Genomic DNA, 22,099 nt, shown 5'->3' on the forward strand with positions numbered 1-22,099 from the left:
CCGGCCCTCATCGGGTTTCACGACAGACGAGCACCGGCGCATAGGCCGGGTGGAACCCGGCGCGACCGTAAAGGCGCTCGAGATGGGTGCCCGCCGCGCATTGCAGGAACACCTGCGCCGCCCCGAGCCGGGACGCTTCCCGCAGAATGCGGCGGACGATCATCAGGCCCAGCCCGCCGCGCTGGCGCGTGTACCGGGTGCCGACGTTGTAGAGACCCGCGAGCGTGCCCGCGACATACAGCGTGGCGCAGGCAACCGGTTCGCCGCCATCCGAAACGACCGCATTGAAAGTGCCGATCCCGGCGGCAGGGCGCCCGGCGGCCAGCGCCGGCACGTAATATTGCCCCACATGGGCATCGATCGGCCCGCCATCGTGGCAGGCGCCGAAGACCTCCAGAAAGGCCGCATCCGGTGCTGGCCCCTCCGTCAGCCGAAAGGAAAGACCCATGTCCTCAAGGTTCTCCATCTCGCCGGCGGCGGCTGCGACATCGGCAACCATCCAGCAGGCGGTATAGGCCGTGGCCCCGTCGAGCCAGTCCCGGGCCGCGTGAGAGAAGGAAAGGAATGCCGGCGCGCGACCGTGCTCCCGCGCGATGTGCTCAAGCCACCCGATATCGCCCGCCTCAAGGCCGACGGCGAAGTTCATCGTGACGTCCGGAATACGATCCGAGAAAACGTAACGCGCCCTACCCGGGCCAGCCACGACGCCCGAAGCGTAATGGACCGCCAGCATGGCGAGATGCGCGTCGACGAGAACGTCGGCGTCAAGCGCTTCGACCGCCCGGTGCCTTCTTGCGGGATCGCTCATGAAGATACCGCCAGCCGGACCGGGGCCGCCGGACGTTCCATTGCCAGATGCGGCAGCCTGTCCACGATCGTGACTGCTATTTCCTGCGCGCGGACAGCGACGACGGAAAGCAGCGTGTCGCTGAGGCCATGCGTTTCCTCTGACTGGCCCTGCACAAAGATGCCGGCGTCGCAATCGTCCGTCGTCCTGAGGCTGTAGTCCCTTTGAACCGCCCGGCTTTCGATATAGGGATCGAGGTGAGCGAACAGAGGGCTGTCCAGCCCACGACGATAGCCGGTCGCAAGCACAACCGCATCGTAGCGATGCAACTCGGTTGTCTCCCCGTCCCCATCGGCAAGGGTGAGGGCGATATGCCGGCTGTCTCCCGCTGCGGCGATGACCTCCCGCCGGTTGCGGAGCGAAAGCCGCGTCCCGCGGGCGACCTGCTGCTCGTAGAAGGCGGTGTAGATGCGCTGGATGAGGTCCTGATCGACAACCGCATAGTTGGTGTTGCGGAACGCCTCGAGGAAGCCTCGTCGGTCCGCTTCCGGCTGGCGGAAGAACGCATCCGTGCTTTCGGGATTGAAAACCTCGTTGACGAAGGGGCTGTCGTCCGACGGCTTCAGCGCCCAGCCGCGCACCACGAGATCGATCCGGGCGTGCCTGAAGCGTCCGCAGAGGTCCACGAAGATTTCCGCCGCGCTCTGCCCGCCGCCGACGACAGCGATGCGGGAACCGGGCACGTCCGATACGCCAGCGGCGTCGATGCCGTCGAGATAGCGCGAGGAGTGCAGAAGGCGCGCGTCGCCCGTCAGCGCCGAAAAGCACGGGGGCACGTAGGGCTGACCGCCGACGGCAACGACGACATGACGGGCCCGGCGCAACGTCTCGCCGCCGGCTCGCGTGCGCGACCGGATATCGAACGCGCTCACGACGTGGCCCTTGATATGCGGCTCGATCGAGAAAACTTCCTCGCCGTAGCTGCAACGATCCTCGAAGCGGGCCGCCACCCAGCGCAGATAGTCGTTGAACTCGATACGACTGGGAAAGAACGTCTTGCGGTTGATGAAAGCCTCCAGACGCCCCTGCTCCGACAGGTAATTGACGAAAGTGTAGGGGCTCGTCGGGTCGCGCAGCGATACGAGATCCTTCAGAAAGGAAATCTGCATGTCGCTGTCGGGCAGCAGCATCCCGCCATGCCAGATAAAGTGCGGCTGCCTTTCAAGGAAATGATAGGAGAGGCCCGGCCGCTCATGCAGCGAAATCTCGTCGAGCGCCAGGGCGAGGGCCAGATTGGACGGTCCGAAGCCGACACCGATAATATCGTAAGTCCGGTCATGAATGCTCATTGGTTTCACCTCCTGACTTGAAATGATCGTTATCTCTCGACCGGCGCGAGGCGCGCCGAAGCAGGCCGGGAGTCGGAAGCGGGCCGGGAATCGAATGCCTGGGGTTCAGCAACGGGGTTCCACATGCGCCCGCCGAAGAAGCGCTCGCGCAGCAGCATCACGAGCAATGCGCGTTTGTGGGGAAAGTCGAATTCCTTGATCTTGGCGAAGCCGGCCTTGTCGAGATTACGAATTTGCTGGAAGTGATCCGCCCGCGGCTCGCCGACGATGCGCTCCGTGCGGCTGTCATCGAGAAAAATGTAATGCATCAGCGAAGGCAGCCACGCTGTCACCCACTGGCGGCCGCGAAAACGATCGTCTCCTATCAGGACATGCCAGCCACGATCGTAGTGGCCGGCCTCGTAGAACGGGCCGAGACGGTTTTCCTTGGCCCAGTAAACCTCGAAATAGCCGAAATCCTCACCATCGAACGAGACGATCAGCGGCAGCATGTGCGGATCGGCGACAAGCCCTTCCAGATAGGCACGATGCTTGTCGATATCGCCTTCTTCCCCCCAGACGGTAGCCACGCGGGGATCGTTCATCCAGTGATGCAGACGCTCCGTATCGCCTTCCACCGTCGCAGCCCGGAGGGAGAGCACGCCGCCGAGCCAGGGAATGAACCGGGCATAGACCACGCCGTCCGGCTTGGGCGGCCGCAGGGGATGGCGACGCCCTTCCGTCATCGTGAAAGACTGCGGATAGGGGCAGGACACCGGATGCGGCAGCCAGAGGTCCGGTTGCTGCCACAGAAGCGCGGCCTTGACGACGAGCCCGCCTCCCGGCCGACCCAACGCCGCACCGGACCTGACGAGCGCCCCGGCAACGGGCTCCCAGCTTTCCGGGTCGAGCGCCGTCTCCTCCCGCTCCGGATGCAACGCGAAAAACGCTTCGAGGCCGGCCAGTGCCGCACATGTCAAATCCGCATCGGCATCCCCCGCTTTCAGAACGAGGCCCCGCCGTTCCTCCGCCGTCAGCAGGGTCGCCAGTGTCGTATCGGCGCCGGCGACGGCAAGACCGCCATCCCTGAACAGAATGTTCAATGGCCCAGCGCCTCCGGGCCCAGCGCCCCCGGGCCCGGCGCCCCCGGCGTTGAAAGCACCGTAAATCGTCTCGCCCGGTCTGCTGCCCGTAACGCCCATAGTCATCTCCTGCCTTCGGTATCGTTCAAGAGACGTATCGGCGAGCCGCATTTTTCAGCGGGATATCCAGTAATCTGCATTTTTAGTGCGCATTGTCCGAAATTTTCCGCCTCCCTGTTCGTCTTTAGGGCAATGGCAGCAGGATGGCGGAGGACGTGATGGCGATCAGCCATGAAGCGACGATTTTCGACGTTGTGACCAATAACGAAGGGCAGTTCTCCATCTGGCCCGCCGACCGCCACCCACCGGACGGCTGGCAGGCCGAGGGATTCACCGGCCCGCGCCCCTCCTGCCTCTCCCATATCGACGAGCACTGGCGGGACATGCGCCAGAAGCGCCTGATTTCCTTCATAGCCGGCGATGAGGGCGCGCAGGCGGCTTCAGCCTGGAGCATGTATCACGGCGCCGGCGCCACCATTCACGAGCTGATCGCCGGACATGCGCGCAACCGGCCCGAAGCGCCCGCCATCATTCAGGGCGACGACGAGACGAGCTTCGCTACGCTGGAGAGGAAGGCGAACCATATTGCGAATTATCTGCTGTCGCGCGGCCTTTCCCGCGAGGAGCGCGTCGGTGTCGCCTTCAACCGATCGCCTGACATGATCGCCGCCTTTCTCGCCATCCTGAAGGCGGGCGCGGCGTTCGTGCCCCTCGACCCGGATCATCCCTCGGACCGGCTATCCTACATGCTGCGGGATGCGAGCGTCAGCCTGCTGCTGACGACGCAGGATCTCAGCACAAAGCTTCCGTCCCTTCCGGGTATGCCGGTCGTCGCCTGCGATGCCGTCGCGAACGACGTGAAAGTCCACGACGATCCCGGCATTGCCATCCATCCCGACCAGCTCGCCTACATCATCTATACGTCGGGCTCCACGGGGCAGCCGAAGGGCGTCGCCGTGGCCCACGGCCCCCTGGCCGCCCATTGCGTTGCGACGGGCGAGCTCTACGACATGTCACCGCAGTCGCGGGAACTTCATTTTCTGTCCGTCAGCTTCGATGGGGCTCATGAACGCTGGATGGTGCCCCTGGCCTTCGGCGGAGCGATCGTGCTGCGTGATCAGACGCTGTGGAGCGCCGCTGAAACGCTCGCCGCCATGTCGCGGCATGGCGTCACCAATGCCGGTTTTCCACCGCGCTATCTTCATCAGGTAGCGGAATGGGCGCTCGAAACCGGGCAAGCGCCTCCGGTCGGGCTTTATTCCTTCGGCGGCGAGGGCATGTCTCCGGCGACATTCGAACTCGTGAAGCGCGCACTGAAGCCGCAATGGCTCATCAACGGCTACGGCCCGACGGAGGCCGTCATTTCGCCGCTTGCATGGAAGGTGCCGGCAAGCGCCACCTTCTCCGGCGCGTATGCCCCCATCGGCCAGGGGGTAGGTCCCCGCCGCGTCTATGTCCTGGATGACGATCTTTCCCCTGTACGTCCCGGCACATCCGGCGAGCTGTTCATCGGCGGCGATGCACTCGCACGCGGATACCATAATCGTCCCGGAGCCACCGCCGAACGGTTTCTGCCCGATCCTTTCGCCGGCAATGGCGGCAGAATGTACCGCACGGGCGATATTGTACAGCAACGCGCGGATGGTGTCGTCGAGTATCTTGGTCGCAGGGATCAGCAAGTGAAGCTGCGTGGGTTCCGCATCGAACTCGGTGAAATCGAGGCGCATCTTGCGGCGCTGGACGGCGTGAGCGCTACCGCGGCCGCGCTGCGCGAGACGCCGGGCGGCGCCATGCTGGTTGGGTACGTCGTGCCTCTGCCCGGCGAAAGCGTCGAGCCCAGATCGCTCCGCGCCAGTCTCGCCACGAAGCTTCCCGACTACATGGTACCCACGTACATTCTCGTACTTGACCGTCTGCCCTTCACACCCAACGGCAAGCTGGACCGGACAGCCCTGCCGACACCGCAGATTGGAGCCGTGACGAAGGCGCCGCCACGCACGCCGCTGGAGGCTGATATCATTCGGATATGGCAGGAGGTGTTGGGCCTTCCGGCTGTCGGAATAGACGACAACTTCTTCGAGCTGGGCGGCAGTTCCCTAACCGCCCTCAAAGTGCTCGCCCGGCTCTCCCGGCTGTTGCCGGAGCGCAGGATCACCATAGCGCAGCTTTTCAATCATCAGACGGTGGAAGCCCTCGCAACCGCCATCGACAGCGGCGCGGAGGAGGAGCATTCAGTCGTCATCTTGCGGGACTCCGGCCGGCAGCCGATGCTCTACTGTTTTCCCGGCCTTCTTGTCAGCACCCGTGAATATGCCCGGCTCGTCAAGCATCTTGGCCCCGACCAGCCGGCGACCGCTTTCATCTGCTATTCGCTGACCGAGGACAGAAGCCGCACCATACGCGTGGAGGAGCTCGCACAGCGCTATGCCGACTACATACGCCGGACCAACAACGGCGGCACCTGTACGCTGCTGGGGTGGTCGTGGGGCGGCATCCTCGCCTACGAGACCGCCCGGCTGTTGGGCGACAGTATCGACATCACCTTCGTCGGCATGCTCGATGTCTGCGCCCTGGATGCGGAGTTTGCAATCGATGCCGAGGTTAGCCTGTCGGAGAGCCAGCGTGCGGACCTCGAGCAGCGTATCGGGATCTGGCTCGGACGCACCCGGATGCGTACCGATTGGGACAGCCTTATCGGCCGCATGGACGCGGAAGTCTATACCCGCTTTCTCGCCTATGTTTTGAACAGTCCCGAGGATCTGCCGCTCGACGGACCGGACATCGGCAGCCGTGAGCACATATTCTGGACGCTGATCGAAAACGCGATGATTTTCCGCAACTATCGTCTTGCTCCGGCTTCTCTTCCTATCCGTGCCTGGATCGCCGAGAAATCGATTGAGCGCGGCTTCCGGCTGGTCGACTGGCAGGACTATTCCGGCCGTGTCGACGCCGTCGAAACGATCCCGGATACGGACCATCTCAGCATAGTCGCAGCAGAAGCCTTTCATAGAAGCTTCGCGACCAATCTCGACGAATGCCTGGCTTTGCGACGGCGCACGCGGCAGGAGAGCCACGCACCGGGCACACTGCTTAGCCCGGTGCCGAAACTGCGGCCGGAATATCCGCTCAACACACCGGCATGAAAAAATAGGATAAACCATGACCAACGCCGGGTCGGCAACGTTGCACAGAAAGGGGCATGCACTTCCAAGTGTGCGGAGCGAAGGTCGAATGCTGGATATTGAAGTGGACGACAGATTCGCATATTGCCGCGACAAGCTTCTTCTTGCTGCCCCGGCAGACAACGAAAATATTCCCTGTCGTACCCTGACCGACAATTATACGTTCAACAGGATCGTCGGGAACTATGGCAGACGATATCCTAGCGCAGATCGCCGTGCGGTCGTTTCCATGTGGACGCAGTATTATTTCGGTGTACTCCTGACGGCATCGACGGTGCAGAGGCTTGTCCATCGACGGCGGTTGCGTCTCGGATTGAATGAACTCGTCCTCTCCTCCAATGCCGCTTACTCCGAGCCGGCCGCATTCGTTCTTCCGGAATCGGGTACTGATGGTGACGATGAATCTATCGAACGGGATCTGCTGACCATACTCGACAATCACGTCGCTCCATTGAGCGTCTCCATCGCGGCCAACACCGGACTTTCTCCCAGGTTATTGTGGAACAACGTTGCAGGTTACCTCGACTGGATTATCAGGGAAATAGGCCGGCAGGTAGATCCCACCCTGGCAGAAAGGGCGCTGCCCATACTGGACAGGCCGGAGTGGCCGGAAGGCAGGCGAAACCCCATGTTTGGTATGCTCAGAGCGACACGCGATAATCAAGGCGAATGGATCCTTCAGCGCAAGGTCTGCTGCCTTCGCTATTGCCTTCCCGGTGTGGCCGGCTGCGGAGAAGTATGCCCTCTCCCGAGCCGTCGAGCAGGCGATGGATGATTGACGGCAGGCAACCGCCGTGCTGCATCCCCGAGCCTCGAGGTCTTCGACGGCTACCGCAACGCGCTCGCCGCTAACAGGGCGCAGTTCTATCTCGACGTGGCATCGGGACCTTTCTATGGCTTCAACCGGCCGGGTGCGACGGTATCGCAGGGTATCATCGAGAACTGGTGGCGGCAGGGCATGATGGGTGGCGCGCCGGCGCACTATGAAGGCATCAAGGCCTTCTCCGAGACGGACCAGACCGATGATCTGAAGGCGCTCACCGTGCCGACGCTTATCCTGCAGGGTGATGACGATCAGGTCGTGCCTTACAGGGACGCGTCGGAGCTGCAGGCGAAGCTCATCAAGAACAGCACGTTGAAGATTTATCCCGGCTTCCCGCACGGCATGCTGACAACCCATGCTGACGTGATCAATCCGGATCTTCTGGCGTTCGTCAAAGCCTGACGCCACGTGGCGCGGCGCCTGCGCCATCGAGGCATCATCCCTTCCCGGCCGGCGCGCTTCGCGGATCGAGGCGCGCCGGTCGGGATTGCCCGTTTTCGCCGGTCCTTCGCGATGGACAATGCGTACAAACGCCACAAGCCCTGCTCATTGTCGATCCCGGACCCGACGGCAGGGTCCGGATAGGGCCGCAGAATTGCCTGATGCACCGCGCTGCGCCGGGCCATCGGAGACGGCCGCGACGGGGCGCGGTACATCGTCAACATCGCCGGCAGGGGCTATTGCTTTGTCGCTCCGGTCACGCGCGGCGAACCGGATGTCCCCTCCCCGCCTGCCGCTTCCCCGGAGGCCCGGTCCACAGCCCGTATGCCATCGCCGCCCCGTCCGCTCCTGGGGCGCCAGAAGGTGGTGAACAGTCTCGGCGAGCTGCTGATGGCGCGGCGGTTCGTCAGCATCGTCGGATCGGGAGGCATCGGCAAAACCGCGGTGGCATCAGCCATTGCCGAGACGTTGTGGGCTGAATTCGGCGAAGGGAACGTTGTCTTCGTTGATTTCGGCGCTGTTTCCGAACCCGATCTGGTTTCCGGCGCAGTCGTTGCGGCGGTTGAAACTCGAAGCCAATATCGGACGACTCAACATCAATCTGTTCGGATACGATCATCATCTGCGGGCCGAGCTCGCGATGGCGCGTTCTCTGTGGCTCAGGGGCTCTTCCGACACCGCGTATCGGATGATCCTCGGCGTCGTGGACAAGGCCGAGCGATCGGATCTTCCGGAGGATCACGGCCTGGCTGCTGCTCACGCTATCCCGGTGCTGCTCTGGAGCGGCAACACTGAAGAGGCTGGCGAGCACATCGAGCGCCTGGTCGGGCATGCCGAGAAACATTCCCTGAAGAGTCATGCGGCCGCCGCCCGTGCACTGAAGGGCGAGTGGCTCCTGACGACCGGAGAGCCTTCGGCCGCAGTGGAAACGCTGCAGCAAGGACTGGAAATGCTCTACCGGGAGCAATTCCGCATGATCATTCCAGGCGCATCCAGAGCTCTCGCCGAAGCCCTGGCGCGATCCGAAAGGCATGACGAGGCGCGCGCGACAGTCGACAGAGCCATCTCCTCCGCCCGGGAGATGGGCCAGAAGTACTGGCTTCCCGAGCTTCTTCACACGCAAGGCCAGATCCTCCTGGCCGAACCTTCTCCCGACATCGAAGCGGCCGATCGACGAAGAGCGACCCATTGACGAACATATCGGGAACAACTAGATTTCGTCCATGGCTCCGATGACCCTTCAACGCAAGCTTGCCATCCTGTCGGACGCGGCGAAATACGATGCCTCCTGCGCCTCCAGCGGAGGCGAGAAACGGGATTCGAGGCAAGGAGGTGTTGGATCCTCCGGCGGCAGCGGGATCTGTCATGCCTATACGCCGGACGGGCGCTGCATCTCGCTTCTGAAGATCCTGATGACCAATTTCTGCATCTTCGACTGCGCCTATTGCATCAACCGGGTCAGCAGCAATGTCGAGCGGGCGCGTTTCTCGGTTGCGGAGGTGGTGTCGCTGATGCTGGAGTTCTACCGCCGCAACTATATCGAGGGCCTGTTCCTCTCCTCGGGCATCATCCGCTCGCCCGACCAGACCATGGGCGATATGGTCCGCATCGCCCGCACGCTGCGCGAGGAGCACGGCTTCAAGGGCTACATCCATCTTAAAACCATTCCCGATGCCGCGCCGGAGCTGATCCGCGAGGCGGGGCTGTGGGCCGACCGGCTCTCCATCAACGTCGAGCTGCCGCTGGATGGGAGCGTGCGCAGGTTCGCGCCTGAAAAGCGTCCCGAGACCATCCGCGCCGCCATGGCGCAGGTGCGGCTCGAGGGCGAGGCGGCGAAGGACAAAACCCACACCGGCCGCAAGCCGGAGCGCTTCGCCCCGGCCGGACAGAGCACCCAGATGATCATCGGTGCCGACGGCGCCGATGACATGACCATCCTGTCGAGCGCGACACGGCTCTATACCGGCTACAAACTGCGGCGGGTCTATTACTCGGCTTTCAGTCCGATTCCCGACGCCTCATCGGCCCTGCCGCTGATCAAGCCGCCCCTGATGCGCGAGCACCGGCTCTATCAGGCGGACTGGCTGCTGCGTTTCTACGGTTTCAGCGCCGAGGAGATCGCGACCGGCGCGCGCAAGGGTCATCTCGACCTCGATATCGATCCCAAGCTCGCCTGGGCCCTGCAGCATCGCGGGCTGTTTCCGCTGGACGTGAACCGCGCCTCCCGCGAGATGCTCCTGCGGGTGCCGGGTTTCGGCGTGCGCACCGTGGACCGGATTATCGCGGCGCGCCGCGACCGCTCGCTCCGGTTCGAGGATCTGGCCCGCATGGGGGCGCTCATGAAGAAGGCGCGTCCCTTCATCAGCCTGCCGGGCTGGACACCGCGCGGCCTGACCGACAGCGCCGATCTGCGGACCCGGTTCGTATCCCCACCCCAGCAACTGAGTCTGCTGTGAGCTACAGCGTTACCTTGCCCGAGCACGACACTCTCAAGGCCTGGCGCGAGGCGGCGCGGCGCGCGATCAGCCACCGGATCGCGCCCGATGCGATCGACTGGAACGGCGCGGACGGCCTCTTCGCCGCAGCCCCGCTGCCCGATCATGCTGGAGCGCATGAGGTTCGCGTGCCGCAAGCCTTCCTGAAGCTGGCTGGCTCCGTGATCTGGCATTCCGCGCCCGAGCGCTTCGCGGCCCTCTATCAGGCGCTCTGGCGTCTCGACCGGAACGAGGGCAACCCGCTCTCGCAGGCAGACCCGCTCGGGCGCAGGCTCTCCCTCATGTCGAAGGCCGTGGGGCGCGACATCCACAAGATGCACGCTTTCGTGCGCTTTCGCGAATTGCCCTCCGCCGGTGCCCGCCGCAGCTTCGCGGCCTGGTTCGAGCCCGAACACAATACGCTGGAGCCGGGCAGCGCCTTCTTCGCCCGGCGCTTCGCCGACATGGACTGGCTGATCGCAACGCCCCGACTGACGGCGCGGTTCGAGGCCGGCCGCCTCACATTCAGCCCCGGCAGCACGCGCCCCGATCTGCCCGAGGACGCCTCACAGACGTTATGGGCAACCTATTTCGCCAATATCTTCAACCCGGCGCGCATCAAACTCGATGCGATGCGCGCGGAAATGCCGAAAAAGTACTGGAAAAACCTGCCGGAAACCCGGCTGATCCCGCAGATGCTCGCAGATGCCGGGGCCCGCGTCGCCCGGATGCGTGAAGCCGGCGCAAGCCGGCCGCGCGCGGGTGCGGCGACGGTCTCCAACCGCTATCGCGCGACCCTGCCGCAAGCGCCCGAACGGCCCCGAACGCTGGAGGAGGCGCGCGCGGCCGCGCTGCAATGCCGACGCTGCAGCCTGTGCGAGGCCGCCACGCAAACCGTGTGGGGAGAAGGGCGGCCCGACGCTCAAGCCATGATCGTCGGGGAACAACCCGGCGACCGCGAGGATCTGGAAGGCCGCCCCTTCGTGGGCCCGGCAGGCCGGCTTCTGCGCGTAGCGATGACGGAAGCCGGCCTCGATCCGGCGAGCACATGGCTCACCAATGCCGTCAAGCACTTCAAGTTCATGCCCCGAGGCAAGCAGCGCCTGCACCAGAACCCGAACCGGGGCGAAATCACGCATTGCCGCTGGTGGCTGGGGTTGGAGCTTGGTTTGATCCGGCCCCGGATCGCTGTCGCACTTGGCGCCTCGGCGGCGTTCGCGCTCACCGCTGACGGGAGCCCTCTCTCATCCCGGCGAGGGCATATCGAGACCGGGCTGTATGGCGGGCCGGTACTGATCACCTGGCACCCGGCCCATATCCTGCGGGTTCGGGATGAGGAACGCCGGCTCGCGGCGCACGGCGAGCTGGTAGCGGATCTGCGCCGGATGGCAGCGGAACTTGCCAGCCTGCCACGCGGATACGACTGGAACCACAACGAAACTGCCGCGTTTGAGGAAAACCCGCGGCGGCAGCCGGACGCTTCCCGCCGTTTCCCGACAGCAGACCTGACAACGGAAGACAGGACTCATGCACAACGCTGACGCCGCCACCCGCGAGGACGATCTGCGCACCGGCACCCCTTTCTGGGTGAAGACCCCGAATTCAGCGGTGAAGGCCGAGCCGCGCCTCGGAAAAGAGCGTTTCGACGCTGTTGTCGTGGGCGCTGGCATCAGCGGCGCGCTTGTTGCCGAGGCGCTGACGCGGGCGGGTCAATCCGTGCTGATCCTTGACCGTCGCCCGGCGGTCCGCGGGTCCACTCCGGCATCGACGGCGATGATCCAGCATGAGATCGACGTGCCGCTGACCCGCCTGCGCCGGCAGATCGGCACGGATCACGCCGATGCCGCCTGGCGCCGCTCCGTTGCGGCGGTGAACGATCTGCTGGTTCTGGCGAAGAAGCTGAAACTCGACTGCCAGATGCGCGCCAAACCCGCGATCTACCTCGCGGGCGACGACATGGGAGCCCGCGCGCTCGCCGCCGAAGCCAAGGCGCGCTCCGAAATAGGCATCCGCGCGGACTATCTCAAACGTGCCGAGTTGACGGCCCGGTTCGGGATGGACCGCTCCGCGGCCATCCTGTCATACGATTCCGCCTCTGCCAATCCTGCACAGCTGACGGCGGGACTGCTGCACGCCGTGCTGTCACGCAAGGCGCAGCTCGTCTCGCCGGTCGAGATCGCCGACATGGCCGAGTTGCCGGGCGGCGTGGCGCTCGCCACCCGCGCCGGCGAGGTGATCGTGGCGGAGCATGCGGTCTTCTGCACGGGCTACGAGTATCTGCCGCAAATGAACACGAAATCGCATCATGTCACCTCGACCTGGGCGCTGGCCTCGAAGCCGCTCAAGGGGCTTCCCAATTGGCTGAAGGACACCATCGTATGGGAAGCATCCGAACCTTATCTCTATTTCCGCACAGAAGAAGCGGGCCGCATCATCGCCGGCGGAGAGGATGAAGAGGCGAACGACACCAATTCGGACCCGGAGAAACTCGCACGCAAGGCAAAAGTCATTACCGGCAAGCTCGCGGAGCTGACGGGCATTCGTATCGGGAAGCCCGCTTACATCTGGTCCGCTCCCTTCAGCGTCACCGACGACGGCCTGCCGATCGTCGATCGCGTTCCCGGACATGAGCGCATCTTCGCTGTGATGGGCTTCGGCGGCAACGGCATCACCTTTTCAATGATCGCCGCGCAGATCGTGGCCGCGGCAATCGCCGGCAAGCCGGACCCGGATGCGGAGATCTTCCGCTACCGATGATATGCAACAATTCTTTCAACGTGTTCAGGACCATGACCGCGCCGGAGTAGTCATCAAGCATGACCGACCTTGTCCAGCTTCGCCCCGAGGGCCTCTACTGCCCGGCCGGCGACTTCCACATCGACCCCTGGCGCCCGGTGGCACGCGCGGTGATCACCCATGGCCACAGCGACCATGCGCGCGCCGGCATGGGCGAATACCATGTCGCAACACCCGGCTTGCCGATCCTTCTCTGGCGGCTTGGGGACCAAGCCTATCACCCCCATGCCTACGGCGAGGTGTTCACGCTGGGTTCCGCCCGCGTGTCGCTGCATCCGGCAGGTCATGTGCTCGGCTCGGCACAGGTGCGGATCGAGGCGCATAGTGAAATCTGGGTGGCGGCCGGGGACTACAAGCGCCAGCCCGACCCGACCTGCGCTCCCTTCGAGGCGGTGCCCTGCGATGTCTTCATCACCGAGGCGACCTTCGGGCTGCCGGTCTATCGCTGGCCTGAAACGGCCGGGGTGGTGCGCGAGATTCTGGATTGGCGCAGCGAATGCGCGGCCAACGGAGAGGCAGCCATTCTCTACTGCTATGCCCTGGGCAAGGCGCAGCGGTTGCTGGCGGAGCTCGCCATACAGGACGATCAGCCAGTGTGGCTGCACGGCGCCATGGACCCGGGCGTCGACATCTATCGGCGGGCGGGCATCACGCTCGCCGAAACCCGGCGCGTGGTCGACGCGGAAAAGGGTGAGAGCTTTGCCGGCCGTCTGGTGCTGGCGCCGCCATCGGCTGGCGGCTCGCCGTGGCTGCGGCGGTTCCGGCGCGCCCAGCAGGGCTTCGCCTCGGGCTGGATGCGCATTCGCGGCAACCGCCGCCGCCGCAACTACGACCGCGGCTTCGTGATATCGGACCATGCCGACTGGCCCGATCTGCTGCGGAGCGTGCGCGAGACCGGTGCGCGCCGCGTGATCGCTACCCACGGCGACACCCACGCCCTGGTGCGCGCGCTGCGCGAGGCAGGCGTGGACGCCGGCGCCTTCCACACCGAATTCGGAGGCGAGGAGAATTGAAGCGCTTCGCAGCCCTGTTCCAGCGCCTCGACCGCAGCACGGCCACGCTCGACAAGCGCGCGGCCCTGGTCGCCTACTTTCGCGAGGCGCCGCCACGCGATGCTGTTTGGGCGCTGTGGCTTCTGGCCGGCAACAAGATCGGCGGCGCGCGCGCCCGGCTCGCCGGCAGCGGTGAGCTTCGCACCTGGATCGCAGAGGTGAGCGGGACACCCGACTGGCTGGTCGACGCGAGCTACGATCAGGTGGGCGACCTCGCCGAAACACTGGCGCTGCTGCTCGACGACCCGCCTCACGGCACCGATGAAATCTCGCTCGCGGACTGGATCGAAATGCGGCTGCTGCCCGTCGCCAACGCGCCGGAAAGCGAGCGGCGTGCCGTGGTGGAAATAGCATGGCGCACCCTGCCCTTCGCCGAACGCTTCCTGTTCAACAAGCTGCTGACCGGCGCCCTGCGTGTCGGCGTGTCACGCGGCCTGGTGCAGCAGGCGCTGACTGAGCTGTCGGGCGTGGAGATCGCACTGATCGCCCAGCGGATGCTGGGCCAGTGGACGCCGTCCGCGGCGTTCCTTGCCGATCTGCTGTCGCCGGAAGCGCGGCCGGGCGATACTGCCTCGCCCTATCCGTTCTTCCTCGCCTCGCCGCTCGAACAGCCCGCCGAGGCGCTGGGCGCCATCGAGGACTGGTTGCTGGAATGGAAATGGGACGGCATCCGCCTGCAGCTCATCCGCCGCAACGGCGATATCGTCCTGTGGTCGCGCGGGGAGGAGCGGCTGGACGGCCGCTTCCCGGAGATCGAGGCGGCGGCGCGCGCCCTGCCCGAAGACGCGGTCATCGACGGCGAACTGCTTGTGTGGACGGAAGGCGATGCGCCGCTGCCCTTCGCGGCGCTCCAAACCCGCATCCAGCGGCTGAAACCGGGCGCGCGCACGCTCAGCGAAACGCCGGCACGGCTGCTGGCCTACGATCTGCTGGAGCTGGGCGGGAAGGATCTGCGTGGACATTCGCTGACGGACCGGCGTGCTAAGGTCGTCGCGCTGCTCGACGCGCTCGATAACCAGCGCATCGCCCTCTCTCCCGAAGTGGCAGCACGCGACTGGACCCACGCCGCGACCTTGCGTGACGAGGCCCGCGCGCGCGGCGTGGAGGGGCTGATGCTGAAGCGCCGCTCCTCCACCTATCAGCACGGCCGGCGGCGGGGGGACTGGTGGAAGTGGAAGGTCGATCCGCTGACGATCGATGCAGTGTTGATCTACGCGCAGGCGGGCCACGGCCGGCGCAGCACGCTCCACACCGACTATACCTTCGGCGTCTGGGATGGCGATGCGCTGGTACCCGTCGCCAAGGCCTATTCCGGGTTGTCGGACGCCGAGATCCTCGAACTCGACGGCTGGATCCGCCGGCATACCCTTGAACGCTTCGGCCCGGTGCGCTCGGTTGCGGCGGAACAGGTATTCGAACTGGCCTTCGAGGCCGTGAACCTGTCGAAGCGGCACAAATCCGGCGTCGCAGTGCGGTTTCCGCGCATCCTGCGCTGGCGCAGGGACAAGCCCGCCCGCGAGGCCGACCGGCTGGACACGTTGAAGGCGCTGACACGGTGACGCCGCCCCGCCGCTTCGATGCTCCCCTTGCCGCGTGGTTCGACAGCCTCGGCTGGAAGCCGGCACCGTTCCAGCGCTCGGTGTGGAAGCACTGGATTGCCGGCGAGTCCGGCCTGCTGGTGACGCCGACAGGCAGCGGCAAGACGCTCGCGGCATTCGGCGGCATGCTGCTCGAAGCGCTGGCCGGCAGCGCTTCCCCACGCGGCCGGCGCCTGCGGCTGCTGTGGGTGACGCCGCTGCGCGCGCTGGCCGCAGACACGGTGCGCGCTTTACGCGAGCCCATCGCAGCGCTCGGCCTGCCGTGGACGGTGGCGCTGCGCACCGGCGATGCCTCGGCCCGCGACCGCCGCCTTGCGCGGCAAGGAGCGGCCGAGGTGCTCGTCACCACGCCTGAATCGCTGGCGTTGCTGCTGTCCTATGCGGATATGGGCGAGCGGATGTCCGGTCTCGACGGCATCGTCGTGGACGAATGGCATGAGCTGCTCGGCAACAAGCGCGGCGTGCTGCTCCAGCTCTGCCTCGCCCGGCTGCGCGCGCTGGCCCCGCAGGCGCGCATCTGGGGCCTGTCGGCGACGCTCGGCAATCTGGAGGAAGCGCGCGATGTGCTGCTGCCGCATCGCCCGGATGCCCCCATCGTGCGCTCAGCCCGCCCGCGCCCGCTGAAACTCGAAACCCTGCTGCCCGAACCGGGGGAGCGCTTTCCCTGGGCCGGACATCTCGGCCTGTCGCAGATCGGCCGCGTGCTGGAAACTCTGAAAGCCGCGCGCACAACCCTCTTCTTCACCAACACCCGCGCCCAGGCGGAGCTGTGGCACAGGGCGTTGGAATCCGTGTGGCTCGACGATCCGTCGACACTCGCCCTCCACCATGGCTCCCTCGACCCACAATTGCGCGCCGCCGCCGAGCAGGGCCTGCGCGACGGCAGCATCCGCTGCGTGGTGGCGACATCCAGTCTCGATCTCGGCGTCGATTTCCCGGCCGTCGATCAGGTCCTGCAGCTGGGCAGTCCGAAGGGCATGGCGCGGCTGCTGCAACGGGCCGGCCGCGCCCGCCACCGCCCGGGCGAGAGCGGGCATATCATCTGCATCCCCACGCATGCGCTGGAACTGGCGGAATACGCCGCCGTCAGGCGCGCGCTCGCCGCCGGGCGCATCGAGGCGCGCGCGCCGCCCCTGTTGTCTCTCGACGTGCTGGCCCAGCATTGCGTCACGCTGGCGCTCGGTGGCGGCTTCACGGCGGACTCCCTCTATGCCGAAGTGCGCGGCACCCATGCCTTTGCCGCCTTGTCGCCCGAGCAATGGCAGGCGGTGCTCGACTTCATCGTGCGCGGCGGGGCGGCACTCGAGAACTACCCGGATTTTCGTCGGGTCGAGCGGGACGCGGAAGGGCATTTCCGCGTCCTCGATCCGCACATCGCCCGGCGCCATCGGCTGTCGGTGGGCACGATCACGTCCGACGGCGCGGTGCAGGTGCAATATCTGCGCGGCGGAAAGCTCGGGACGATCGAGGAGAGCTTCATCAGCCGCCTGCGTCCGGGAGACCGGTTCCAGTTCGCCGGCCGGACGCTGGAGTTCGTGCGCCTGGAAGCGATGACGGCCTACGTGCGCGTCACCCGGCGGCGCGATGCCAGTGTGCCACACTGGCAGGGCGGACGCATGCCGTTGTCGAGCGAGCTCGGCGAGGAAGTGGAAGCGATCCTGGCCGGGCCGCGCGACAGCGCCGAAATGCGGCGGCTGGGCCCGCTGCTGGACCTGCACGCGAGCCTGTCGGCCCTGCCGACCCCCTCCACGCTGCTTGCCGAGTTTCTGCGCACGCGCGAGGGTTGGCATCTCTTCCTCTACCCGTTCGCCGGCCGCGCCATGCACGAAGGGCTCGCTGCCCTGCTGGCGTTGCGCTGGGCAAGGCGCGGGCCGAACAGCTTTTCCTATGCCGTCAACGATTACGGCCTGGTGCTGAAGGCCGAGGCCGAAACGGACATCGACCCCAAAGGGCTCGCCGCGCTGCTTGCCGAGGGGGATCTCCTCGCCGACCTGCGCGACAGCATGAACATGGGCGAGCTGGCGCGTCGCCAGTTCCGCGACGTGGCGCGCGTCGCCGGCCTGCTGCCGCCCTCCCTTCCCGGCCACGCCGCCCGCACCGTGCGGCAGTTGCAGGCGTCGAGCGGACTGCTGTTCGACGTGCTGAAGCGCCACGATCCCGGACACCTGCTGCTGGCGCAGGCCGAACGCGAAGTGCTGGAGGCTCAGCTCGACGTGCGCGGGCTCGCGGCCACCCTCGACCGCTGCCGTGCCCGCCGCATCGACCTGGAACGGCCGAAGACACTCACGCCGCTGTCATTCCCGCTATGGACCGAGGCGATCCGCGGCCAGCTCAGCACCGAGGACTGGACGACCCGCGTGCGCCGGGCCGCCGAACGGCTGGAGCGCCGCCATGCATGACGTGCTGCCCATCGATATCGCCGGGGAAAGGCTCGACCTTCATGCCGACCGGGCCCTCTACTGGCCAGCAAGAAACAGCCTGCTGATCGCCGACCTGCACCTGGGCAAGGGAGACAGCCTGCGCGCCGCGGGCATCCCGGTGCCGACCGGCGGCAGCGCCCATGACCTTGCCCGCCTCGACGCGCTGATACGGCGGCTTGGGGCAGAACGGCTCTGGATTCTCGGTGACCTCTTGCACGGCGCCCGCATGGCCGGCTCATGGCGCGAGCATTGGCGCGCCTTCCGCCAACAGCATGCGTCGCTCGATATCCGGCTCGTCACCGGCAATCACGACGGGGCCGCGCCGAATGCCGGCCTCGACATCGCCTGTCATCCTGACGAGATCGAGGATGGGCCGTTCCTGTTGGCCCATCAGCCGGCACGGCATGCGCCGGCGGGATTGCTGCGGATTTGCGGCCATCTGCATCCGGTCGTGCGCCTGCCCCGCCTGCCGGGCCGCTTTCCCGCTTTCGTCATCGGATCGAGCCAGATTGTGCTGCCGGCATTTTCCGCCTTCACCGGCGGCACCCCCGCCGATCCACTTGCCAGACGCGTCGCCTGTGTGAACGGCCATCTGCTCAGCATGCCTGCCGGACACAGCCTCTGACTTATCCGGCAAACGGCCGGCTCCGAGGGCGTGAAAGATCTGACATTCCGGACTGGAACCAATCGATCCCGCGGACGTTATTGCGCAGTTGGATTCCCTTTTCAGGCAATGCGATGGCGCAAGATCTCCTCCCCTCCACCCCTGATGCGCCCGGCCCGGGCGAGCAAGCCGATATCGTCAGGCTTGCCGCGTGGCTCATCGTCGGCTCCATTGTCCTCGCCGGGCTCTACATCGGGCAGGACGTCCTGATCCCGCTCGCCATCGCCTTTCTCATCAGTTTCACACTGAGCCCGCTCGTGACCTGGCTCAATCGCATTGGCCTGCCGCGGCTGCTGTCCATCATCACCGTGATGCTGACTGTCGGTATTCTGCTGGCGGCGCTCGGTGTCCTGATCGGTTCCCAGCTCCGGATCCTGAGCGCGCAGCTGCCCACCTATCAGTCGACCATCCGCTCGAAGATCGACGAACTGAGCGTACAGATGAAGGCTCCCGGCATCCTCGACGGTGCCCTGCAAACGGTCCAGACGGTCCAGACCGAGGTCAGCGCCGCCGTCAAGAGCGCGGACGAAACGGTGCCCATGCAGCGTGTGGAGGTCGTGCCGCCCCCGACGTCCCCCTTCGAAACGGCCATTGCCTGGCTTGTCCCCGCGCTTGCGCCACTGGCGACCGCAGGCATTGTCACGGTGTTCGTCTTCCTGGCGCTGCTCGATCGCGGCGACCTGCGCGACCGGCTGATCCGGCTCATGGGCGGGAACCTTCACCGCTCGACCGATGCGATGGAAGAGGCGGGCCGGAGGATATCGAAATATCTCCTCATGCAGCTGGTCGTGAATGTCTCCTACGGAATCCCGATGGCCATAGGGCTGTGGTTCATCGGCGTGCCCGGCTGGATCCTCTGGGGCACCCTTGCCGCGCTGATGCGCTTCATCCCGTATGTCGGGCCGCTGCTGTCGGCGATCATCCCGATCTCACTGGCCTTCGCCGTCGATCCGGGCTGGGACATGGTGATCTGGACGGTCGTGCTGATCGTCGTTCTGGAAGTGGTCAGCAACAACATCGTCGAGCCTCTGCTCTACGGCACCAGCACGGGCCTGTCGGCGATCTCGCTGATCGCGGCCGCAACCTTCTGGACGGCGCTCTGGGGGCCGGTCGGGCTGATCCTTTCGACGCCGCTCACGGTCTGCCTGCTGGTCATCGGGCGGAACCTGCCGCAGCTGCAGTTCCTCGACACGTTGCTCGGCTCCACGCCGGCCCTGGACATACCGGCGCGGATCTATCAGCGCCTCATCGCCGATGACGCCGATGAGGCCATCGAAATCGTCGAGGAAGCGATCGGCGACGGCAGTGTCACCGAATTCTATAACAACCACGGAATCGAGGTCTTGCGGCGAGTCAGCGAGGACTACATGAACAATGCGCGCGCCGAGCATCGTCTGCGCGTCGCGAACGGCATGGATGTGCTTCTCGATGACCTGCGCGCGCAACATCCTGCAATGCTTGATCCCACCACGCCGCCCCGGGTGGCCTGTATCGGCGGCAAATGGGAGATCGACAGCGTGGCCGGCGAAATGCTGGTTCATGCACTCATGCTGGAGGGCATACCCTCTGTCCCGCGCCGCGAGGGGATCGTCACCGCCCGCTACATCGACAAGCTGGATCTCGACGGCATCGAAATCGTCTGTCTCAGCTATTTCAGCGACAATCCGGAGTCCTCCATCCGAACCTTTTGCCGCCGCCTGCGTCACCGCTGGCCAGGCACGAAAATCGTTCTGGCGCTCTGGAACGCGCCCGGCGCGCTGCTTGCACCGGCGCAGGTGCAGGCGCTTGGCGCCGATGAAGTTGCTGTCTCGGTCGACGAAGCGGTGCAGCGCATCCATCGTCTGCTCCTCCCCACCGAGGCGCTTGCAGCCCGGATCGCCGACGCCCCCGAAAACGACGCCGCGCGGGTCGCGGCTCTGGCGGCGACGGAGGTCCTCGATGGCCGCGCACGCGAGGATCTCGATGCGCTGGCCAGACGGGCGACGGAAGTGTTCGACGTGAAATTCGCAGTGATCTCGGCTATCTCTGCAGATCGCGAATTCATCATCGGGCAGAGCATGGAACTGCCCGGCCAACTGACGCGGGACGGCACCGATATGATTACCATGCGCCGCGAAGACGCGATCTGCGATCATGTCGTCGCCTCCGGCGAGATACTGGTCATCAATGATACCGAACGCGATCCCCGCTTCGCCGACCACCCCGCGATCCGGCTCTGGCGCACGCGCTTCTATGCGGGTGCGCCCCTGACAACCGCGAACGGCATGGTGCTGGGGGCGCTATGCCTGCTGGACACGGAGCCCCGCAAGCTGAACGACGAGGAATTGTCCTTGCTCGACACGATGGCCGCGGACGCCGTCTCTCTCATCACGGGTGAAGACGCCGCCGAACGCGCGCCGCACGGTGAAAAGGACAGGCACTCGGCAATCCTGGGACAGGCCGTTCCCGAGTGAGGAAACGGAACCCGCCGGACAGATTACCCAATGCGGGGCACGCTTGGAGCGGCGGGCATTTTCGGCCCGCGGGCGGCATTCAGCGGCAAAATAATGCGAAGCTCTCGTCATTACCGTGCCATGCGCGGGACTTTGTATCTATTCTAAATCATTGTTGTTGAAAGATTTTTCGTCGAAGACTACTTTGATTTTGACGGCCTGGAATCGCCTCCGGGGTCAGATTTCGAGACGTGTGGATGCGGGTGCTTGGCAAACCTGGTACGGCGACAAACGGCGAAAACACAGCCTGAGGCATCGAAGCCAGTCGGGGTTCCGACAGGTGGCTCGGCGTCTGTCGGTTTCCTTTCCCCAATCGCCCTGTGTCCGCCCGGGAAGCGATAACCGTGCCCACCGCGCTGAATGCCATATTTGCCATGCACCGGCGATCGCTGTTGTGGAGCGTTATGCGGATTGTACGTGATCCGCAGACGGCCGAGGATCTTGCGCAAGAAACCTATCTGAGGGCGCGTAACGCCCTTGAGACCAGACCAATCGATCATCTTGAGGGCTTTCTCTATCAGACGGCCCGCAATCTGGCACTCGACCATCAGCGCCATCGCAAGGTCCGGGAAAAATATGAGGAGTTGGGCGTTGCCCGGGAGGCAATCGAGCAGGTGGTGCTGGATGCGCCTTCGGCCGAAGAGGACCTGATCGAGCGGGAACGGCAACGCCTGCTCGACGAAGCGTTGCAGGGCCTGCCCGTAAGAGCACGCACGGCATGGGCACTCTCGCAGGTCGATGGCTGGACATATGCACAGATAGCCGAACATCTGGGCGTTTCCCGCAATACCGTCTATAACGATATCAAACTGGTCATGGGGCATTGCCACGATGCGCTCGCCCGCCTGGAGCGGGGCTGATGCCCCCACCGCCGGGAACGCGGATCAATGCAACGTCCCT

At 65.3% G+C, this 22,099-nt stretch carries 15 protein-coding genes and 1 pseudogene; 13 read left to right on the plus strand and 3 right to left on the minus strand.

Annotated features, from left to right (window positions below; all coding sequences use genetic code 11):
* Positions 1-7 precede the first annotated feature (7 nt).
* Genes ACUSIJ_RS21545 through ACUSIJ_RS21555 form a run of 3 tightly spaced genes read right to left on the minus strand, consistent with a single transcriptional unit; the run spans position 8 to position 3,218 of the window.
* Positions 8-808, minus strand: coding sequence for a GNAT family N-acetyltransferase (locus tag ACUSIJ_RS21545; protein ID WP_449310481.1), 801 nt, complete (start codon positions 806-808; stop codon positions 8-10).
* A complete protein-coding gene (locus tag ACUSIJ_RS21550; protein ID WP_449310482.1) occupies positions 805-2,136 on the minus strand; it encodes a lysine N(6)-hydroxylase/L-ornithine N(5)-oxygenase family protein in 1,332 nt (443 codons plus the stop codon). Before ACUSIJ_RS21550 ends, ACUSIJ_RS21545 begins: the two co-directional genes overlap by 4 nt.
* A 29-nt stretch (positions 2,137-2,165) precedes the next feature.
* On the minus strand, positions 2,166-3,218 hold the full coding sequence (locus tag ACUSIJ_RS21555) for a GNAT family N-acetyltransferase (RefSeq protein ID WP_449310483.1): 1,053 nt from the start codon (positions 3,216-3,218) through the stop codon (positions 2,166-2,168).
* 257 nt (positions 3,219-3,475) lie between these two features.
* On the opposite strand from ACUSIJ_RS21555, the gene ACUSIJ_RS21560 reads away from it, so the two are divergent.
* The 13 genes and pseudogenes from ACUSIJ_RS21560 to ACUSIJ_RS21620 all read left to right on the plus strand — a co-directional run bounded on the left by ACUSIJ_RS21560 (position 3,476) and on the right by ACUSIJ_RS21620 (position 22,059).
* A complete protein-coding gene (locus tag ACUSIJ_RS21560) occupies positions 3,476-6,400 on the plus strand; it encodes an amino acid adenylation domain-containing protein (RefSeq protein WP_449310484.1) in 2,925 nt (974 codons plus the stop codon).
* Between the two features lie 88 nt (positions 6,401-6,488).
* Positions 6,489-7,214 carry a siderophore-iron reductase FhuF gene (fhuF, locus tag ACUSIJ_RS21565; RefSeq protein ID WP_449310485.1) on the plus strand — a complete coding sequence of 242 codons (726 nt, stop codon included), beginning with the start codon at positions 6,489-6,491 and terminating at the stop codon, positions 7,212-7,214.
* 36 nt (positions 7,215-7,250) lie between these two features.
* Positions 7,251-7,664, plus strand: a pseudogene (locus tag ACUSIJ_RS21570) (alpha/beta fold hydrolase); the annotation flags it as partial.
* Positions 7,665-8,199: 535 nt separating this feature from the next.
* Positions 8,200-8,895: a tetratricopeptide repeat protein gene (locus ACUSIJ_RS21575; RefSeq protein ID WP_449310486.1), complete on the plus strand. Its 696-nt coding sequence runs from the start codon at positions 8,200-8,202 to the stop codon at positions 8,893-8,895.
* 40 nt (positions 8,896-8,935) lie between these two features.
* Positions 8,936-10,159 carry a putative DNA modification/repair radical SAM protein gene (locus ACUSIJ_RS21580; protein ID WP_449310504.1) on the plus strand — a complete coding sequence of 408 codons (1,224 nt, stop codon included), beginning with the start codon at positions 8,936-8,938 and terminating at the stop codon, positions 10,157-10,159.
* Positions 10,156-11,718: a UdgX family uracil-DNA binding protein gene (locus ACUSIJ_RS21585; protein WP_449310487.1), complete on the plus strand. Its 1,563-nt coding sequence runs from the start codon at positions 10,156-10,158 to the stop codon at positions 11,716-11,718. Before ACUSIJ_RS21580 ends, ACUSIJ_RS21585 begins: the two co-directional genes overlap by 4 nt.
* Positions 11,705-12,934 carry an NAD(P)/FAD-dependent oxidoreductase gene (locus ACUSIJ_RS21590; RefSeq protein WP_449310488.1) on the plus strand — a complete coding sequence of 410 codons (1,230 nt, stop codon included), beginning with the start codon at positions 11,705-11,707 and terminating at the stop codon, positions 12,932-12,934. The genes ACUSIJ_RS21585 and ACUSIJ_RS21590 overlap by 14 nt, the downstream gene beginning before the upstream one ends.
* A gap of 59 nt (positions 12,935-12,993) precedes the next feature.
* Positions 12,994-13,986 carry a ligase-associated DNA damage response exonuclease gene (locus ACUSIJ_RS21595; RefSeq protein WP_449310489.1) on the plus strand — a complete coding sequence of 331 codons (993 nt, stop codon included), beginning with the start codon at positions 12,994-12,996 and terminating at the stop codon, positions 13,984-13,986.
* Complete coding sequence (locus ACUSIJ_RS21600; RefSeq protein WP_449310490.1) at positions 13,983-15,584, plus strand: ATP-dependent DNA ligase; 1,602 nt, start codon at positions 13,983-13,985, stop codon at positions 15,582-15,584. Before ACUSIJ_RS21595 ends, ACUSIJ_RS21600 begins: the two co-directional genes overlap by 4 nt.
* Positions 15,581-18,022: a ligase-associated DNA damage response DEXH box helicase gene (locus ACUSIJ_RS21605; protein WP_449310491.1), complete on the plus strand. Its 2,442-nt coding sequence runs from the start codon at positions 15,581-15,583 to the stop codon at positions 18,020-18,022. The genes ACUSIJ_RS21600 and ACUSIJ_RS21605 overlap by 4 nt, the downstream gene beginning before the upstream one ends.
* On the plus strand, positions 18,015-18,668 hold the full coding sequence (gene pdeM, locus ACUSIJ_RS21610) for a ligase-associated DNA damage response endonuclease PdeM (protein ID WP_449310492.1): 654 nt from the start codon (positions 18,015-18,017) through the stop codon (positions 18,666-18,668). Before ACUSIJ_RS21605 ends, pdeM begins: the two co-directional genes overlap by 8 nt.
* A 113-nt stretch (positions 18,669-18,781) precedes the next feature.
* The gene (locus ACUSIJ_RS21615) at positions 18,782-21,160 is read left to right on the plus strand and encodes an AI-2E family transporter (RefSeq protein ID WP_449310493.1); all 2,379 of its coding nucleotides are present in this window, start codon (positions 18,782-18,784) and stop codon (positions 21,158-21,160) included.
* Positions 21,161-21,543: 383 nt separating this feature from the next.
* Positions 21,544-22,059, plus strand: a complete 516-nt coding sequence (locus tag ACUSIJ_RS21620; RefSeq protein WP_449310494.1) for an RNA polymerase sigma factor — start codon at positions 21,544-21,546, stop codon at positions 22,057-22,059.
* Positions 22,060-22,099: the final 40 nt, after the last annotated feature.

This window comes from Pseudochelatococcus sp. B33 (assembly GCF_053570585.1).

What these genes read in the sequence shown, in the direction of transcription:
- ACUSIJ_RS21545 (WP_449310481.1), bottom strand. Translation starts at nt 808, where the DNA reads ATGAGCGATCCCGCAAGAAGGCACCGGGCGGTCGAAGCGCTTGACGCC.
- ACUSIJ_RS21560 (WP_449310484.1), top strand. Translation starts at nt 3,476, where the DNA reads ATGGCGATCAGCCATGAAGCGACGATTTTCGACGTTGTGACCAATAAC.
- ACUSIJ_RS21595 (WP_449310489.1), top strand. Translation starts at nt 12,994, where the DNA reads ATGACCGACCTTGTCCAGCTTCGCCCCGAGGGCCTCTACTGCCCGGCC.
- pdeM (WP_449310492.1), top strand. Translation starts at nt 18,015, where the DNA reads ATGCATGACGTGCTGCCCATCGATATCGCCGGGGAAAGGCTCGACCTT.
- ACUSIJ_RS21550 (WP_449310482.1), bottom strand. Translation starts at nt 2,136, where the DNA reads ATGAGCATTCATGACCGGACTTACGATATTATCGGTGTCGGCTTCGGA.
- ACUSIJ_RS21580 (WP_449310504.1), top strand. Translation starts at nt 8,936, where the DNA reads ATGACCCTTCAACGCAAGCTTGCCATCCTGTCGGACGCGGCGAAATAC.
- ACUSIJ_RS21590 (WP_449310488.1), top strand. Translation starts at nt 11,705, where the DNA reads ATGCACAACGCTGACGCCGCCACCCGCGAGGACGATCTGCGCACCGGC.
- ACUSIJ_RS21615 (WP_449310493.1), top strand. Translation starts at nt 18,782, where the DNA reads ATGGCGCAAGATCTCCTCCCCTCCACCCCTGATGCGCCCGGCCCGGGC.
- fhuF (WP_449310485.1), top strand. Translation starts at nt 6,489, where the DNA reads ATGCTGGATATTGAAGTGGACGACAGATTCGCATATTGCCGCGACAAG.